The 15,965-nt window shown below is 58.9% G+C and carries 14 protein-coding genes; 7 read left to right on the top strand and 7 right to left on the bottom strand.

The features are described from left to right. The first annotated feature begins 84 nt into the window (after positions 1 to 84). The 5 genes from J2Y91_RS15215 (at position 85) to J2Y91_RS15195 (ending at position 2,977) form a co-directional block, all read left to right on the top strand. Positions 85 to 594, top strand: a complete 510-nt coding sequence (locus J2Y91_RS15215; protein WP_133624130.1) for a hypothetical protein — start codon at positions 85 to 87, stop codon at positions 592 to 594. Positions 595 to 596: 2 nt separating this feature from the next. Continuing rightward, positions 597 to 1,130 (top strand): DUF3833 domain-containing protein, encoded by a 534-nt coding sequence (locus tag J2Y91_RS15210; RefSeq protein WP_048916635.1) that lies wholly within the window; start codon positions 597 to 599, stop codon positions 1,128 to 1,130. Between the two features lie 74 nt (positions 1,131 to 1,204). Then, the gene (locus tag J2Y91_RS15205) at positions 1,205 to 1,309 is read left to right on the top strand and encodes a protein YohO (RefSeq protein ID WP_048916636.1); all 105 of its coding nucleotides are present in this window, start codon (positions 1,205 to 1,207) and stop codon (positions 1,307 to 1,309) included. 284 nt (positions 1,310 to 1,593) lie between these two features. Further along, entirely contained in the window at positions 1,594 to 2,325 is a 732-nt protein-coding gene (locus tag J2Y91_RS15200; RefSeq protein WP_133624131.1) for an integrase, read from the top strand. Beyond that, entirely contained in the window at positions 2,318 to 2,977 is a 660-nt protein-coding gene (locus J2Y91_RS15195) for an RES family NAD+ phosphorylase (protein ID WP_133624132.1), read from the top strand. Before J2Y91_RS15200 ends, J2Y91_RS15195 begins: the two co-directional genes overlap by 8 nt. An 8-nt stretch (positions 2,978 to 2,985) precedes the next feature. Here J2Y91_RS15195 and idi read toward each other — a convergent pair whose 3' ends face one another. The 6 genes from idi to bglX all read right to left on the bottom strand — a co-directional run bounded on the left by idi (position 2,986) and on the right by bglX (position 10,611). Then, positions 2,986 to 3,519 (bottom strand): isopentenyl-diphosphate Delta-isomerase, encoded by a 534-nt coding sequence (idi, locus tag J2Y91_RS15190; protein WP_048916638.1) that lies wholly within the window; start codon positions 3,517 to 3,519, stop codon positions 2,986 to 2,988. A gap of 129 nt (positions 3,520 to 3,648) precedes the next feature. Further along, positions 3,649 to 5,547: a methyl-accepting chemotaxis protein gene (locus J2Y91_RS15185; protein WP_133624133.1), complete on the bottom strand. Its 1,899-nt coding sequence runs from the start codon at positions 5,545 to 5,547 to the stop codon at positions 3,649 to 3,651. A 112-nt stretch (positions 5,548 to 5,659) separates the two neighbouring features. Next, entirely contained in the window at positions 5,660 to 6,769 is a 1,110-nt protein-coding gene (locus tag J2Y91_RS15180) for a suppressor of fused domain protein (protein ID WP_099753723.1), read from the bottom strand. Between the two features lie 165 nt (positions 6,770 to 6,934). Beyond that, positions 6,935 to 7,348 carry a lysozyme inhibitor LprI family protein gene (locus J2Y91_RS15175; RefSeq protein WP_099753724.1) on the bottom strand — a complete coding sequence of 138 codons (414 nt, stop codon included), beginning with the start codon at positions 7,346 to 7,348 and terminating at the stop codon, positions 6,935 to 6,937. 19 nt (positions 7,349 to 7,367) lie between these two features. Next, a complete protein-coding gene (locus tag J2Y91_RS15170; RefSeq protein ID WP_133624134.1) occupies positions 7,368 to 8,240 on the bottom strand; it encodes an oxygenase MpaB family protein in 873 nt (290 codons plus the stop codon). A gap of 73 nt (positions 8,241 to 8,313) precedes the next feature. Further along, positions 8,314 to 10,611: a beta-glucosidase BglX gene (gene bglX, locus J2Y91_RS15165; RefSeq protein WP_048916643.1), complete on the bottom strand. Its 2,298-nt coding sequence runs from the start codon at positions 10,609 to 10,611 to the stop codon at positions 8,314 to 8,316. A gap of 189 nt (positions 10,612 to 10,800) precedes the next feature. Between bglX and dld the strand changes: the two genes are divergently transcribed. Then, on the top strand, positions 10,801 to 12,525 hold the full coding sequence (gene dld / locus J2Y91_RS15160) for a D-lactate dehydrogenase (protein WP_133624135.1): 1,725 nt from the start codon (positions 10,801 to 10,803) through the stop codon (positions 12,523 to 12,525). A 221-nt stretch (positions 12,526 to 12,746) separates the two neighbouring features. On the opposite strand, the gene J2Y91_RS15155 is transcribed toward dld, so the two are convergent. Then, complete coding sequence (locus J2Y91_RS15155) at positions 12,747 to 15,182, bottom strand: DUF3772 domain-containing protein (RefSeq protein ID WP_133624136.1); 2,436 nt, start codon at positions 15,180 to 15,182, stop codon at positions 12,747 to 12,749. A gap of 188 nt (positions 15,183 to 15,370) precedes the next feature. Between J2Y91_RS15155 and J2Y91_RS15150 the strand changes: the two genes are divergently transcribed. Continuing rightward, complete coding sequence (locus tag J2Y91_RS15150; RefSeq protein ID WP_133624137.1) at positions 15,371 to 15,889, top strand: GNAT family N-acetyltransferase; 519 nt, start codon at positions 15,371 to 15,373, stop codon at positions 15,887 to 15,889. Positions 15,890 to 15,965: the final 76 nt, after the last annotated feature.

Raw genomic sequence — 15,965 nt, 5'->3', positions numbered from 1 at the left:
CACAGTGATGATTTTTTGTAGGGGCTGACCCTCTGTTCCGGTCAGCCCGATAAAACAGGTCACAACTGCTTCAGGACGCGACTGATGAAAAAATTACTGCTGCTCCTGCTGTTGCTCTCCCCCCTTGTCCAGGCCGCTGACTGGCTGAGCTGGCGTACGGTCGGCCAGGCCACGCTGACCTGGGGGCCGTTCACCGTCTACGACTCACAGCTGCTGACGCCGAACGGGCGCTGGCAGCCGCAGCAGTGGCCCGTCTCCCTGGTGATCGTTTACCGCCGCGACATCACCCGCCAGGCGTTGCTGGACGCCACGCTGGAGCAGTGGCAGGCGCAGAAAACCGGCAGCAGCAGCCAGCAACAGCAGTGGCTGCAGCAGCTTGGTGCCATCTGGCCGGACGTCAGCGACGGTACGCGGCTGGCCTTTACTGCCGATGCCGACGGCGGCCAGTTTTACTGGCAGCCCGCCGGGATGCAGGGCGCCATGAAACCCATCGGCCCATATTTTAATCGTGAGTTCCGTGATGCTTTCCTGGGTATCTGGCTCGCGCCGAACACCACCTATCCCGATATTCGTCGGAAACTGACCGGAGGTTAACCATGTGGAAATTCCTGCTGCTGACGCTGAGCCTGCTGATTGCAGGCTGCGGTGCCAAAATTGAGGACTATCAGCAAGCCCAGCCGAAAATCGATATCTTCAGCTGGTTCAACGGCGACTCCCGCGCCTGGGGGATGGTACAGGACTACAGCGGCAAACAGATCCGCCGCTTTGAAGTGACCATTAACGGCCAGGTGGTCGGCGATACCCTGACCCTGAATGAACACTTCGTCTATGACGACGGCGAGAAGCAGCAGCGCGTCTGGCATATCCGCCGCCTGAGCGACGGCAGCTATGTCGGTACCGCCGGGGATATTATCGGCACCGCGCAGGGGCACTCCCGTGGCAACGCCTTTAACTGGCGCTATACCATGACGGTGAAAACCGACGACAGCAGCTACAAACTGAACTTTGACGACTGGATTTACCAGCAGGATGCGCAGCACCTGATGAACGTCACCTCGATGAAAAAGTTTGGCGTCGAAGTAGCGCGCGTCACGCTGTTTTTCTCTAAGCAGGCGGCCAGCGGGCAATAAAATGCCGCTTTCAGCTTAATTCCGCTGGGCGAAGGCGCTATACTTCGCCCTCCCTTAAGAAAACAGGCTTCGCTATGAACTGGCAAAAAATTGGTGTGGTGTTTATTTTTCTGCTGATGGCCGTTGGCGGCGTCGGCGGCGTGATGCTGGCTGGATACACCTTCATCGTTCGTTCCTGAGCGCAAACACTGGCGGTAATCCCCGGCCGCCCGGCTTTGATCATTTCGTTGTAGCACATAACCAGCTGGAATTTCTCTCTGCCAGTCGGGTCGTTATGCTCTGAGTTTACTCCCGAACATAAAACTCAATATCATGACTGAAATCACTTCTTCGGCGCACGACGCGTTAGAGATGTCGATGCCGAAGACTTCGCCTGAATAATTGCTAAGCTGGCGAAAGTTTAGACACTCCGTTGGATATGCGATATATTCAATATATGCAATCTATCCAGACGGGGTGATCGATGTCAGCCAAAAACAGTGCAGCACAAATAGAAACGGTTAGCCTGTTCAGCGGGCAGCAGCTGCGCAGCATGGTAGCTGAAGAGAGCGCTGAATATCTGGTGATCAATGTCGATCAGCTGAAAGATGCTGCGCCGTCCAAAAACGGGACCCGCGATGCGCTGCGTAAAAAGCTGGAAAAGCTGGTTAGCAATCCCCGCCTCGATCCTTCGCTGGCATTGGCCTTTTTTGAAATCGCCCAGAACCTGCTAATGCCATCACGTGCCGGGGCTAAAACCACGCCGACGGCAAAAAACAGTGACAGTATCTTTAGCGGTTTCGAACAGTATCGAATCAATAATGAGCAGCGCAAAGAGGACCTGCGCGCATTCATTCTGGCGGACGGGCAGTGGCTCAGCTCCAGCGAACTGTCAGACAAAGCACATTTCACTAACGCCAACCGCAGCGCCGGCCCCAACGCCTGGAAACGCCGTGGCAGAACCTTTGCCATCAGCGTTGAAGGTCAGGACCGCTACCCGGATTATGCTTTTGATGAAGCCTGGCAGCCGCTGCCGGCGGTGAAACAGGTGCTGGCTATTTTTGACGGCTCGCGCACGCCCTGGTCACTGGCCGCCTGGTTTGCCGGCAGCAATAGCTGGCTGGGCGGTCGCCGGCCGAAAGATCTGCTGAGCAGCGATCCGCAGGCGGTGATTGCCGCCGCACGGCAGGCAAAAGAGGGGGCGCAGCATGGCTAAGGAGAGCCAGTCCGAAAAGGGAGTTTCACGTTTCGCCCCGCCTTCTCACCCCGTGGCAATCAATACGTTCAGCCTGCCGGCGGGCACGACGCTGTGTCGCGTGCACCGCCAGCGCTATTCCGGCAGCAGCTTTAACAACACGGTCGGCGGCAATGCCCGCTTCAGCCCCATTTTTACCCCTGACGGAACGGTGATCCCCACGTTGTATGCCGGGGAGAGTCCTCGCGTCGCGCTGTGCGAAGTGATCTTCCACGACCTCGACCTGACTTCGCCCTGTCTGAGTTACCCTGTTGCGGCGCTGGATACCTTTCGCCATACGCGCCTGACCACGGCTGCCGCGTTACAGCTTGCCAACCTCGACCTGCCCTCGTTGGTAAAGATGCGCGCCGGGAAAAAACTCATCCATTCCGACGCCAGCGAATATGGGATTACCCGCCAGTGGGCTGAGGCAATCCATCAGCAGTATCCGCGTATTCAGGGAATGATGTGGCCCTCGCGCCAGCATCAGGGTAACGCCTGGCTGCTGTTTGGTGACCGTATCGACAGCACTATGCTGCTCAGCGAAAGTAAAACGCAGAAGATTACTGAGCGCCCGGTAGTGGAGGAGTTGCTGGCGCTGGCGGAGAGAATGGGGCTCTATCTTGAAGAGTAACGCGCGTCTTACTGCTGCCCGACAAAACGGGCAAATTCCTGCGGGATGCGGGCGAAAGTGAACAGGAACCAGGGCGTGAAGCGCTCCGGGTGGCTGTCAATTTCACGCTGAATATCCGCCAGCGAACTGTAGCGCCAGCCGTCGGCTTCTTCCGGGTTAACCACCGGGACAGCATCGCTGATGGTGAAATAGACGTGGCCGTACTCGTGCTCGGTCAGCCCGTTGCTGAGCGGCAGGTTATAGCTCAGTTCGAACATCGGTTGCAGCGTCAGGCGCAAGCCCATCTCTTCATACAGTCGGCGTTCAGCGGCATGCTGAGTCGATTCCTGGGGGTAAGGATGCCCGCAGGTGGTGTTGCTCCACAGCCCGCCACAGTGATATTTACCGCTGGCGCGCTGCTGCAACAGCAGCTGATGGCGGGAATTGAACACGTAAACGGTGACCGCCCGATGCAGTAAGCCTTTTTCGTGTACTTCCATTTTTTCCATTTTACCCGTGGGGCGATCGTGGCGATCGACGAGGATAACTTCAATTGCAGACATGCCGACTCCTTAAGACGAATGCCACTATTCTGGCATAAGAAGTCGACATTGATCTGCATAAAATCGTGCGGTGTGTGACAATAACGGCAGAAGCGTATCCGGCGCTGGCTGCGCCGGATGCGGCTTTAATTACAGTTTGAAGCTGCTGACGACGCGCTCCAGCTGTACGCTCTGCTCTTCCATCGCCTGCGCAGCGGCGGAAACCTGCTCCACCAGCGCGGCATTCTGCTGGGTGGTGCTGTCGAGCTGGGTGATGGCCGTGTTGATCTGATCGATACCCATACTCTGCTCGCGACTGGCCGACATAATCTCGGCCATCAGCGTATTGACGCTGCTGACGCCGCTCATCAGTTCGTCCATCGTGGTGCCCGCCTGCTGCACCAGCAGACTGCCCTCGTCGATATTCGCCACCGACTCCTCAATCAGCTTTTTAATCTCACGCGCCGAGTTCGCCGAGCGCTGCGCCAGATTACGCACCTCTGAAGCGACCACCGCAAAACCGCGCCCCTGCTCGCCCGCACGTGCGGCTTCCACCGCGGCGTTGAGCGCCAGAATGTTGGTCTGGAAGGCGATACTGTCGATGACGCTGATAATATCCACCACTTTGCGCGACGAGACGTTAATTTCCCCCATCGTCGACACCACTCTCTGCACCACCTGCGCGCCGCGTTCCGCCACCTGCGATGCATCCGCCGCCAGCTGGTTGGCATGCGTGGCGTTATCGGCATTCTGACGCACGGTACCGGTCAACTCCTCCATTGACGCCGCCGTTTCCACAATCGAACTGGACTGCTCTTCGGTGCGGGCGGAGAGATCGAGGTTGCCGCTGGCGATCTCACGCGAAGCGGTGGTAATCGCCAGCGCGCTGTCACCGACCTGGCGCATCAGCCCCTGCAGACTGGCGATAAACTGGTTGAAGCTCTGCGCCACCGCGTTGAATTCCGGGCTGGAGCTGGCTGGCAGGCGCTGGGTGAGGTCGGCACCGCCGGTGGAGAGTGCCAGAATATTGTCGTTAAGCCCGCTAAGGCGCTTCATCATGGCGCGAATAAAGCCGAGCAGCACCAGCAGCAGTACAACAGCCAGCGGGATCTGGACCAGGCCGAGGCGGGTGAGAATCGAGCTGGTCTGCTGCGCTAACAGCGCGCTCGGCACATCACTGGCGAGGAACCACGGGCTGCCGCCGATCTGCTGCACCAGCAGCGTATGGCTGCCGTCTTCGCCATCATAGCTGCTCTGCTGCGGCTCACTGCCGCTGACTTTGCCCAGCATCTGGCTGAGTGCGCTCGCCATCGGCGTGTTCAGCTCCGACAGATTGCGCAGTTTTGGCGCGCCGTCGACCAGGCTGGCATCCCCCACCACTTTGCCGTCTGCTTCAACAATCAGCGTGTTGCCGTGAATGGCTTCGCCCATCTGCTTCGCCAGATGGTTAAAGAAGCCCAGCGTCACGTCGATAGTCGCGACGCCCCACGCGTTGCCGTCGCGATAAATCGCCATGGCGCAGTTAGTACGCGGCTGCGGGCTGGCGGCATCCTGATAGGCTTTAGCCCAGGCGCACTGGCCCTTTGCCGCTGCCATGCCATCCTTGTACCACGACTGCTCGTAGTAATTAGGCGCCTCGGCGGAGTTCCAGTAGGTGTTGACCTGCAGCTTGTTGCTGCTGTCGCGGGCGAAGAAACTGCTGAATTTGTCGCGCGCGGGATCGCGCTGACGCGCCAGCGGCCAGACGCCGCCGCCAAACACGTCGACGTCCTGATACTGATTCACCAGCGCGGGGAGCACGGCATCAATATTGTTGCTGTCGAGCACGGCAACGGACTCGGTAATACTGCGCTGCTGTGCCTGCACGCGATTCATCATTTCCGTGATGCTGGCAGCGATAGTTTCTACCTCGTAGCGCACCAGACGACTCTCATTGGTCGCGAGTTGAGGCGCTACAAACAGTTTGATCACCACCACGGTGATCAGCAGCAGTAACAGAAAGAAGCTGACGATCAGCAGGGTAAATCTGGCCTGGGTTGTTTTAAACATGAGCACACCACTCAACGCGAAAAAGGCACAATTGCCTGATCGTGTTAACGGCGTGTTAATGAATTACTTGAGTGACAGGCTTCACAAATTTAACAAACAGCGCAGCGGGGGATCACTCCCCGGCTTCAACCACCTGCTGGCGGGCGCGAAAAATATGGCCGCTGCCGTACTGCAGCAGGCGTGCGACCAGCTGCAGTCCGCCATCTTCTTCCGCCTGGGCAAACTCGCGCTCCAGCGTGGTGACCGGGGCCGCCCACAGCAGATTCACCTTCTCACCCTCGCGCTTCGGCAGCGGGAACTGTCCGCTTTCGCGCCCGAGCGCGCTGGAGAGAATAAAGCCCTCAAAGCCCATCGGTGCCACCGACGACTCCAGAGTGTGACCCTCGCCCAGCCAGCTGAGACGTGCCCAGGGCACATGTGCGAATCCGGCTAGCGCGCTGGCCATCTGCACCGCATTCTCTTCGGTCATCACTTGTGCATCGATCGCCAGCGCCAGCTCGGCGCGCCGATACTGGGGCGCCAGATCTTCATAGAGAAAATCGACCCACGGCATCGGGCGAATGCTCATGCCCAGGGTCAGGAAATACCAGCAGCCCTCGTGGTAGTGCTGCGAGATCGCCATCGGCGGCCAGTTACCCTGATCGATGGAGTAATATTTCAGCGACTCGCCATACTGCGCTTCATAGCACTGCAGCATCTCCTGCTGGATCGGCTCCCACAGCTGGCCGTCGTGCCAGTCGCGCCAGAACTGTCGGTGCTGCTGCGCGGCGGCGTAGTACTCATTGGTGGATGCGGATCCGAGCGGCGCGGTGAGGCGGTTGGCTTTGATGCAGCTGGCGGAGTAACTGACCTGCTTATCCTGATAGAGGCTCCAGCCGGGGATCACGGCCAGCAGCTGGCCCTGATACCAGACGGCAGCACCGTCATCCGTCGGTTCCCAGACAATCTGCAATCCGGCCGGATCCAGCATCGGTTCGGCTTCCAGCGTACGGCAATATTCGGCGCTGAGCAGCGGCGGCGTGCCCTGCTGCATCGCTTCGACATCTTCCTGCATGGGCGCAGGCAGCAGGTTGCGCAGCCAGCAGCCACGCACGGCAAACTGGGTGCGGAAGCCTTCGGCCGGCCAGATATAGAAATAGGCTGTGCGCGCATCCTGTTCGACTATCGCGATCAGCGTCTGTTGCTGATTGGTGACTTCAGCAATCGGGTAGGGCTGTGTCATAACGCCTCGACGGTGTGTGGCGGGATCCATTCCTGAAGCATAGGCCAGGATATTAAGAGAGGATGGCGCCTGAAGGCCGCCGGAGGCAAGGGTAAAAGTCTCAAAATGGCTACGAGGGTGGCATATAACAATAGGGGTCAGGCATGCCTGACCCGGGTTGAACGCCTACCCTTCCATATGGGTGCTATTGCGCAGGCGATACAGATCGCGCGCCTTCTCTTTAACCACGTTCAGCTTTGACTCCGACGCCACCAGGCCCCAGATAGTCCCCTGCTGCTGCTGATAGTACTTATTCATCCCCTCAAAGTAGCTATCGCGATAGCTAACCCAGGCACGCTGCGAGGCTTTCAGCGCGCTCTGCGCCGCCGCTGACTGTCCGGCCAGCAGCAGCTTGTACTGCTTGTTCAGCTCGGCATCCCAGGCTTTATTCGCCGCGTCATAGCATTGCAGATTGGCCAGGGTGCTGACCGCCTGCTGCTGACAGTTTTCCAGCTGAGTATCCAGATCCTGACGCAGGATGCCTGCAGCGCTGGCACTTCCGCTCAGCAGCAACAGCGCCACGGTAACGATTTTTTTCATGATGATATCCTTATGGTGATTAATGCTCACGTCCGACGCGCGCCATGGCACGCTGCCAGGCGCCGCGTTGAATAGCCCAGCGCAGCAGCGCGGCAAGAGTATGAATACGCCCGTGAATAATCCGGCGCTTTATCGGGGAAAAATGCAGGCCAAAGTCTTGTAAAGCCCAGCCAGGCAGCAGCTCAATGCCCGCGGTCATTATCGCTTTCATTGCCGGGCGCGCCTGCCAGCTTGGGGCCGGGGCGTTCATCAGCAGGGAGAGCACTTCCCGCGTGCGTTCATCGCAGCGCAGCTGCGGACGCATCGCCTGCAGATACCCTTCGACGGCCGCCACGCTCCTGGGCACGTTTTGCGCGCCGAGCGCTTCGGCAACCACTGCGGCCTCGGCATAGTAACGATCCTGCTCGCCCAGGCTGAGCTGCGGATTTTTATAGCGCAGGTGCGCGGCGAGGAAACTGCTGGTCTCCGCAACGTGAACCCAGGTGAGCAGCCGCGGATCGCTGGCCTCATAGGGTTGACCGTGCGCGTCGACGCCACTGACCTTCAGGTGAATGCGCTTAACGCGCTCGATGAGGATATGAGCATCGGCGGTGTTGCCGAAGGTGGTGACGGCGATAAACTGGCTGGTACGCCGCAGCCGCCCCATCATATCTTCGCGAAAGGTGGAGTGATCCCAGACGCCCGCCAGCGGCAGCGGATGCAGCATCTGCAGCAGCAGCGCGCAGATGCCGCCGCACAGCATGGAGGTAAAGTCACCGTGCACGCGCCAGATCACGCTGTCCGGCCCGTAAAGACCGGGGTCGCCCGCCGGCTTTGACAGGTCAAACTCATTCAGCGACAGGCCATTTAAGCGGAAGACCTGCTGCTGAATTTTATCGCGCATAGTGACCATGATGCTATTCCTTAAACCGGGCGCGTAGGGGGCGGGCATGCCCGCCCCATCGTTCAGGCATGCCCGCCCCTCGTTACAGGTAATCAAATTCCGCATCGACGGTGCGCGCTGAATCCAGCCCGATCATCACGCTGAATTTACCCGGTTCGGCCACCTGCTGCATTCTGGCATTCCAGAAGGTCAGCGCACTGACGTCAATCGGGAAGGTCACGGTTTGCGACTCTCCAGCCTTCAGCATAATGCGCTGGAAGCCCTTCAGCTCCTTCACCGGGCGGCTGATGCTCGCTACTTCGTCGCGCAGGTAGAGCTGCACCACCGTGGCGCCGTCGACCTTGCCGCTATTCGTGACCGTCACGCTGGCATTGACCGTGCCGTTACGCGCCATCGTTGCGGACGACAATTTCACCGGCGACAGCGTGAACGTGGTGTAGCTCAGCCCATAGCCGAACGGGAACAGCGGACCGTTCGCCTCGTCAAAATAGTGAGAGGTGTATTTGTTCGGCTTCTCATAGTTATACGGGCGGCCGGTATTCAGGTGGTTGTAATAAATCGGGATCTGGCCGACGGAACGCGGGAAGGACATCGGCAGCTTGCCCGACGGGTTGTAATCACCGAACAGCACGTCGGCAATCGCATTACCGCCTTCGGTACCTGGATACCAGCTTTCCAGCATCGCATCCGACTGCTCAAGCTGGTGGGTCAGCGCCAGCGCGCGGGCATTCATCAGCACCATCACGATCGGTTTACCCGTGGCTTTCACCGCATCAATCAGCTGCAGCTGGCTGTGGGACAACGTCAGGTCCGTCCGGCTGGAGGCTTCGTGCGCCATGCCGCGCGCTTCACCAACCGCCAGCACCACCACATCAGCTTTTTTCGCGGTGGCAACGGCTTCGTCCAGCATCTGCTGCGGCGTGCGCGTATCGATGGTGACGGCCTTCTCATACAGATTCAGGAAGTCCTGAATGCCTTTATCGTCGGTGACGTTTGCCCCTTTGGCATACAGCAGCGTGGCCTTGCCGGCGGTGGCATTTTTCATCCCCTGCAGCAGCGTCACGGACTGCTTCGCGACGCCCGCGGCGGACCAGCTGCCCATAATATCAATCTGGCTGTCGGCCAGCGGGCCAATCAGCGCCACGGTGCCGGATTTTTTCAGCGGCAGCGTCTCCAGACGGTTTTTCAACAGCACCATACTCTTGCGCGCAACATCGCGTGCTTCAGCGCGGTGCAGGCGGCTTTCGGCATTGGTATCCGCCGGGTCACTCCCCACCGGCCCGAGGTGGCTGTACGGGTCATTAAACAGGCCCATATCATATTTCACATTGAGCACGTGACGTGCAGCGTTATCAATCTCCTGCTCGCTCACCGCGCCGCTTTTCACCAGGCCCGGCAGATATTTGCTGTAGTACTCATCGCTCATGCTCATATCAATGCCGGACTGCAGCGCGATACGCACCGCGTCCTGCGGGTCACGCGCCACCCCGTGCTGAATCAGCTCTTTGATCGCACCGTGGTCGCTGATGGTAATCCCCTTGAAGCCCCAGTCATCGCGCAGCACATCCTTCAGCAGCCAGCTGTCGGCGCTGGCCGGTACGCCGTTCAGCGAGTTCAGGGCCACCATCACCCCGCCGCTGCCTGCATCCAGCGCCGCTTTGTACGGCGGCAGATAGTCCTGGAACAGGCGCTGCGGGCTCATATCCACCGTGTTGTATTCCCGCCCGCCTTCCACCGCGCCGTAGGCGGCAAAGTGCTTAACGCTGGTCATCACCGAGTAGCGGTCAGCCGGGCTTTTGCCCTGCATCGCCTTAACCATGGTGCGGCCCATCACGGACGCCAGGTAAGTATCCTCACCAAAGCCTTCCGACCCCCTGCCCCAGCGCGGTTCACGGGTGACATCAACCATCGGCGCCCAGGTCATGTTGAGGCCATCATCGGCGGCTTCATAGGCCGCAATGCGCCCAACCTGCGCCACCGCATCGGTGTCCCAGCTGGAGGCCAGTGCCAGCGGGATCGGGAACTGGGTACGCTGACCGTGGATCACATCATAGGCAAAGAACAACGGGATCTTCAGGCGGCTGAGCTGCATCACCTGGTCCTGCATCGCACGGATATCGGGACGCGTCACCGTGTTGAAAATCGCCCCGACCTGACCGTGCTGGATCATGTCGCGGATCGCTTCTTTCGGGTTATCCGGGCCGACGGTGATCAGCCTGAGCTGGCCAATCTTCTCATCGAGCGTCATTTTTTTCAGCAGCCCGCTGACGAAAGCGTCGCGCGCCTGCGGGGTCAGTTGATGCGGGCCGATAAGCTCTTCGGCAAAAGCGGGCTGCATAGACAGAGTGACGGCAAGGCTGACAGAACAAATCCATTTCATCAGATGATTTTCTCTCAAGTGACTAGGTTGTTTGATTTTTTTTACCCTGAGGTAACAAGTGGGTGCAGTGTGTCATACCTTGAGAATAGCAGCTAGTTTTCAGGTGATGAATCACAGCGCTCGCCTCCAGGGCTTTATTGCTCGCTCACGAGTGCTACAGTAAAGCGGTGATACTGACAAGGACATGACATGCACACCTCTCAACCCGCCGCACAAAAACTGATTGCTGAACTGGGCCGTATCGTTGGCCGCAACCATCTGCTCACCGAACCGGAAAAAACCGAACGCTACCGTAAGGGTTTCCGATCGGGTGAAGGCGATGCCCTCGCCGTGGTGTTTCCAGGCACTCTGCTGGAGCAGTGGCGTATTCTGCAAGCCTGCGTTGCCGCTGATGTGATTATTCTGATGCAGGCGGCCAATACCGGCCTGACGGAAGGCTCCACGCCGAACGGCAATGATTATCCGCGCGATATCGTGATTATCAGCACCCTGCGCATGGACAAAATTCAGCTGCTGGACGGCGGTAAGCAGGTGCTGGCCTTCCCGGGCAGCACGCTGTATCAGCTGGAGAAAGTGCTGAAGCCGCTGGGGCGTGAACCGCATTCGGTGATCGGTTCATCCTGTATCGGTGCCTCGGTGCTGGGCGGGATATGCAATAACTCTGGCGGCTCGCTGGTGAAGCGCGGCCCGGCCTACAGCGAGATGGCGCTGTATGCGCAGATTACCGCCGAGGGCAAACTGCAGCTGGTTAACCATCTGGGGATCGCACTTGGCAGCTCGCCGGAGCAGATCCTCAGCAAGCTGGATGATGAAAGCTGGCAGCCCGCTGACGTGCAGCACGATGAGCGCCACGCCTCCGACCCCGATTACGCCGAGCGGGTGCGCGATGTTGATGCCGATACCCCCTCCCGCTTTAACGCCGACGCACGCCGCCTGTTCGAAGCCAGCGGCTGCGCCGGAAAGCTGGCGCTGTTTGCCGTTCGCCTTGACACCTTTGCCAGTGAAAGCGCCCAGCAGGTGTTTTATATCGGCACCAACGACACGGCGGTGCTCGACCAGCTGCGTCGCCATATGCTCGCTAACTTCAGTAACCTGCCGGTGGCGGGCGAATATATGCATCGCGATATTTTCGATATCGCCGAGACCTACGGCAAAGATACCTTTGTGATGATCGACAAGCTCGGTACCGACAAAATGCCGCTGTTTTTCACCCTGAAAGGGCGTGCCGATGCGCTGCTGGCGCGTATCCCGTGGCTGAAGCCGCACTTCAGCGACCGCCTGTTGCAGAAACTGGCCGCGCTGCTGCCTTCGCATCTGCCCGCGCGCATGAAGCAGTATCGCGACCGTTTTGAACATCACCTGATGCTGAAAATGTCCGGTGAGGGCGTGGCGGAAGCGCGCGCCTATCTGCAAACGTTCTTCCAGCAGGCCGAAGGCGAATATTTCGAATGTGCGGGCAAAGAGGGGGCGCACGCGTTCCTGCATCGCTTTGCGGCGGCGGGTGCGGCGGTGCGCTATCACGCGGTGCACCATAACGAGGTGGAGGATATCCTGGCGCTGGATATCGCCCTGCGCCGCAACGACCGCGACTGGTTCGAGCGGCTGCCGCCGGAGTTTGATGCGGCGCTGACGCATCGCCTCTACTACGGCCACTTCCTGTGCCACGTGTTCCATCAGGACTATATCGTGAAGAAAGGCGTGGATGTGCACGCGTTAAAAGAGAAGATGCTGGAGATTCTGGCGGCGCGCGGCGCGGAGTACCCGGCCGAGCACAATGTTGGCCATCTGTACAAGGCCAAGCCGCAGCTGAAGGCGTTTTACCAGCAGCTCGACCCGACCAACAGTTTTAATCCGGGGATTGGCAAAACCACGCGTGCGAAACACTGGGGTGAGTGCGGATGCGATAAACCGTAACAGTCCACCTGTAGGGGCTGACCCTCTTTTTCGGTCAGCCCGCAACCAAAACCCGCTGCCGATCTGAACGTGACGACCGGAAAAAATGGTCTTCATTACGGATGGTGCAAACCTTCGGCACGGGACGACCGGAAAAAAGGTCTTCATTACGGCTGGTGCAAACCTTCGGCACGGGACGACCGGAAAAAATGGTCGTCCCCTACGGATTATCACGGGCCGGGTTATTCTTCTTTGGGTTCCTGCAATACCACCTGACCATTCTTGCGTTCAATGATCATGGTCTGCGGCGTGGAGAGCACCACGCCCTCTTTACGCAGGCGGGTAAGGATATCGAACAGCAGATCGCTTTTCGCCCCGCTCACCTGGCGCGGGCTGGCCACGTTACCGGTTACCGACAGCACAATGCCGCTGGTGGTCAGGTCTTTGAACGACACCGACGGCTCCGGGTTCTCGAGAATGCGCTCGTTTTCGTTATACACATCCAGCAGCAGCTGGCGTACCTGCTGCGGGTCGATATCCAGCGGGAAGGTCAGCGTAATGGTCGCTACGCCCTGCGCGTTGCCCATGGTGGCGTTGCGCACATTCTGTGAGATCAGCTGCGAGTTCGGCACAATCACCGTCGATTTATCGCTGAGCTGGATCTCAGTGGCGCGCACGTTAATCCGGCGAATATCGCCTTCGATACCGCTGATGCTCACCAGATCGCCGACCTTCACCGGGCGCTCGGTCAGCAGGATCAGGCCAGAGATAAAGTTCTTCACTATCTCCTGTAAACCAAAACCGATACCTACCGACAGGGCGCTGACGATCCACGCCAGTTTGTTCCACTGCAGGCCCATAATCGACAGCGTCATCAGGATCACCAGCACAAAGCCGATGTTGCTGAACAGCGTGATCAGCGAGACGCGCATGCCGGTATCCATGGTGGTTTTCGGCAGGAAGTCGTGCTCCAGCCAGCGCTTCACCGAGCGCAGCACCCAGATACCGACCACCAGGCAGATCAGCGCATTCACCATATGCGCCGGCACGATATTCAGCGACTCCAGCCCTTTACCGCCCCAAAACTCAATGGCTTTCTGCACCAGCTCAATCGGCGTTGAGCTACCGAAAGTGCCGTTGAGCAGCGCCATCGCAGCGGCCAGCACCAGCAGGGTTTTGCCGATAGCGCCCAGCACCGCGGCAATCTGCCCCAGGTGGCGCTCGTCAATATTCAGCGAGGTCTGGATACGCTTACCGGTGGCATTGTTGGTCGAAAACAGGCTTTCACAGCCGTCGGCTACCAGCTGGCTGAAGATATAGAAGGTGCCAAACACCAGCCCCATCCAGATCAGCTCGTAGCTCAGGAAGCGCGCCATGGTGATATAGCCGATCGTCAGCGCAATCATAATCGCCACGCCAATCAGCGTCAGCGCCATCTGGATCAAGCCGACCAGCGTCGACTTCGCCTCCGGCTGCTGCCCTTGCTGGATCATCCGGCGGCGCACGCGGTTAGTGCGCATGCTGATCGACAGCGCGGTCGCGCCAATCAACAGCGCGGTCATGCCGTTAGCAAAAATCGTCGTGCCAACGCTGGTGTTGGCGCTGCTGTTAAAAATTTCCACCGTCTGGAAGATAAACACCAGCGCGGCAGTGAGCGGCGGGAAAGGTTTTAACGCCATTGCCACTTCATTAGAGATATTGGGCAGGCGCCAGGACGGGCGGCGCGTGGAGAGGAAAGCGCGCCCCAGCCCGGCAATCAGCCCGCAGAAAATACTCAGGCCGACCAGCTTATCGGCGAAGTCGCGCACGTCATCGATCACTTCATCGTGACGGGTAAACGCCTGGTCGAGGAAGTTAAACGCCAGCACCACGGCAGCCAGCGTGGTCATCGCGGTGGCGGCCGCAAGGAAGCTGCGGCGCAGGCGCCCTTCCGGCAGATGATGGATGCCGACCCAGGCGAGGAACTCTTCCAGGTAACGGCGGCCCAGCGTGGCGACCAGCACGGCAGCCAGTAGCCAGGCAAGCGTGCCTAAACGCCAGCCAGGCTCCCAGGAGAGCGCGGCGGTTGATGTCAGCTCATCGACAAAATCACCGATCTTGCTGCTGTCATCGCTTTGGGTATTGAACAGCGGAGCCCAGAAGCGCGGGCCAAAGATGCTGCCCGCGTTGAGCGCCAGCTGGGTTTTCAGCGCGTCGCGTCGCAGGTTAACAATCTGTGCCGACAGATTAATCGAGCCACTTTTAATCGCTTCGGCCTGCTTGATCTGGTCGTCCATTTTGCTTTTCTGGTTTTCCAGCTTGGTACGCTTGCTGGTGACTTCAGCGGTCTCTTTCACCCCGCTGTCGGCCTTGGGGGCCGGGCCAAGCACCGCCAGCTGCGCCTGCAGCTGCGCACGCTGCGGGGTAATGCTCTGGACCAGGGTATCGGCATCGCCGGACAGCTCCAGCGCCATATCATTTAGCGCGCTGAGCTTGCTGTCGTTAGTCTCGCCTGAAACCTGCTGCTTGATTTTATCCAGCACTTTCTGCATTTTTGGCAGTTCGACGGCCGCATTGACCTTCGGTGCGGCATCCTCAGTTTGCTGCGAATCGCTATTATCGGCAGCCAGCACCAGCTGCGGGGAGAGTGCGACCAGCGCCAGCAGACAGATGCGAAGAAAAGTTAACAAGCCAGACATGAAAAAGGTTCCTGATACTGAAGTAGACGCTGCGATGCGCCAGTCAATTTGCCGGCTAGTTTATGCTTTTGCCCTGGCCGGGACTATAGGATTTGCGATGTAAAAACCTGTTCGCCGTCATAAGAATAATCTATGACCGCAACTTCAGCCGCCAGTGGCAAACTGAATAAAAAAAAGTGCATGGAGCAATGATGTCCCTTCCCGGTTCTGCCATGGTAGTGCGCGATGCCGCACCTGCCGATATTGACGCTATTACCCGTATCTATGCCTGGCACGTGCTGCACGGCTGCGGCTCGTTTGAAAAGATCCCGCCCGATGCCGTAGAAATGGCCGCCCGGCTGGCTAAGGTGCACTCATTCGCCCTGCCGTGGCTGGTGGCCGAAATCGACGGCGCGGTAGTCGGCTACTGCTATGCCACCCAATATCGCCCGCGCCCCGCCTACCGATTCACCATTGAGGACTCGGTTTATATCGATGCCGAAATGGCGGGGCGTGGCGTAGGTACGGCTCTGATGCAGGCGCTGATTGCCCGCTGCCAGTTGGGCAATTATCAGCAGATGCTGGCGATTATCGGCAACGGCGAGCGTAATGCGGGTTCGGTCAGTCTGCATAAAAAAATGGGCTTCGAGATTGTCGGCAACTTCCGTAAAGTCGGGTTTAAGCACGGCGAATGGCGCGATACGCTATTGATGCAGCTGGCGTTATAACGGACTGACCGAAATTGTGTCGAGCAAAAAAGAAGGTCGCCCCCTGAGGTATCCCCACAAAAAATTGTTCTGTATT

Source organism: Erwinia aphidicola (assembly GCF_024169515.1).
Lineage (GTDB): Bacteria > Pseudomonadota > Gammaproteobacteria > Enterobacterales > Enterobacteriaceae > Erwinia > Erwinia aphidicola.
Note: the sequence above shows the minus strand (reverse complement) of the source record. Positions and strands in the feature narration are given on the sequence as shown.